The organism is Vibrio sp. 10N.222.48.A3 (assembly GCF_041475345.1).
Classification (GTDB): Bacteria; Pseudomonadota; Gammaproteobacteria; order Enterobacterales; family Vibrionaceae; genus Vibrio; species Vibrio tasmaniensis_A.
Window position 1 is genome coordinate 1 of record NZ_JBFRVX010001496.1, and the last position, 1,467, is coordinate 1,467.

General features: G+C 34.6%; 3 protein-coding genes. All 3 read left to right on the plus strand.

Going from position 1 to position 1,467, the window contains the following annotated elements; translation table 11 throughout:
* Nucleotides 1–219: 219 nt before the first annotated feature.
* Complete coding sequence (locus AB4653_RS27355) at nt 220–426, plus strand: Flp family type IVb pilin (protein WP_009845566.1); 207 nt, start codon at nt 220–222, stop codon at nt 424–426.
* A gap of 50 nt (nt 427–476) precedes the next feature.
* Nucleotides 477–1,253, plus strand: a complete 777-nt coding sequence (locus tag AB4653_RS27360; protein ID WP_009845565.1) for a pilus assembly protein CpaB — start codon at nt 477–479, stop codon at nt 1,251–1,253.
* Nucleotide 1,254: 1 nt separating this feature from the next.
* On the plus strand, nt 1,255–1,467 hold a 213-nt coding region (locus tag AB4653_RS27365; RefSeq protein WP_372105811.1), incomplete at its 3' end, for a pilus assembly protein N-terminal domain-containing protein.

A 1,467-nucleotide genomic window follows, 5' to 3' on the forward strand; every position in this document is an offset into this window, starting at 1 on the left:
TATATTCATAGTTAGAGGGTATACTCAATAAGTTTTTATTTCAACAGATGTCGATTTTATATTATTTATGGCTTTATAAATATACATTATCTCAATACCCAATAAATTTGTGTTATGTGTCCATAATAACTATTAATTTGATGTATGTTTTTGTATCAGGTAAATTTTCCTCGCAATTTCAATTAGACCAATGGTCAACATACTTTTTATAGGATTATTATGTACTACAAAACTTTAGCAAAAATGGCTGAACTTAAAATGAAGTTCGAAGATGATGTTCGTGGTGTGACTGCAGTTGAATATGCAATTATTGCCGTTGTAATGTCAGGAATTATATTAACTGCGTTCCAGAATGATACTATATCAGGAGGAATAGACGCAGCACTTGGCGCTGTAAAAGCTGATTTAGACGCAGCTAGTAAGTAATTGAAATATAATAATCTATAAGGGGCTTGTGCCCCTATTTTGGGCTTGATATGAACAGAATAATCATTCTTCTTTTTGTTGCTTTATCTATTTTTTCAACGCTGGTATATATTAATATTAACTATATTTCAACTGACGAAGAGCCACTTGAGGTTCACGAAAAAGAAGAACCTAAAGTCAGCATTTTAGTTACTCAAAAAGAAATTAGACGTTCTCAACCTTTAATCCCCAAGTATTATGAACAGAAGTTTGTTCACATATCTGATTTAGATGGTTACTACTATACGTTAGAAGACGATTTAGTTGTTAAACCTGGTGCTCTTTTTAAAGATGACATCAGTAAAGGTACTTATTTAACACAAGATATGATCTCCAATCCGGGAGACCGAGATTATATGTACTTGTCACTAAATGATGGTGAATTACCTTATTTTTATGAAGTAACAGGTATTGGAGTCGTACAAACGGCAACTCTTACTCCTGGCGATAAAGTGAGTTTTGTTTCAACAACGTCTTCAAAATCAAACCTGGTTGAGAATGGGTATGGTGATATTGGCGATCTCGTTAGCCGAGTAATTATCAGTGGGGCGCGTGTTTTGCAGGTAATAAAAGGCAGTGAAGATAGTGACTCCGAAGATGCAGAGGATAAAAAATACAGTTTAGTCATTGCATTGAATATGCGGAGTGTTTTGAAGCTAGAAATGGCTCAAAAAATTGGTGATGTGAATATTATTCCATCTGAAATAGAAAATCGCTATTTATCTATCCGCAGTAGTGACCTTTTAGAAACTCAGTTTGGTGTCAGAGAATTACGTGGTAAGGAATAACATGACTTTAAAGAAGAAAAATATAGCCTTGCTATTGTGCGGGATTCTTTCATGTCCATTGCTCGCATCAGAATTAATGAACTTGGATCAAGGCGCTGCGAAAACCATTAATTTGAAGAGACAGATATCGACGGTGTTTGTCGCGAATCAAGAAATAGCAGACTACAAAATTATCGATGAAAATAAGGTTGTAGTTTATGGCGTTGGCCAAGGA

Excerpts from the sequence above, each read along its gene's own strand:
- AB4653_RS27355 (WP_009845566.1), top strand. The coding sequence starts at position 220 with ATGTACTACAAAACTTTAGCAAAAATGGCTGAACTTAAAATGAAGTTC.
- AB4653_RS27360 (WP_009845565.1), top strand. The coding sequence starts at position 477 with ATGAACAGAATAATCATTCTTCTTTTTGTTGCTTTATCTATTTTTTCA.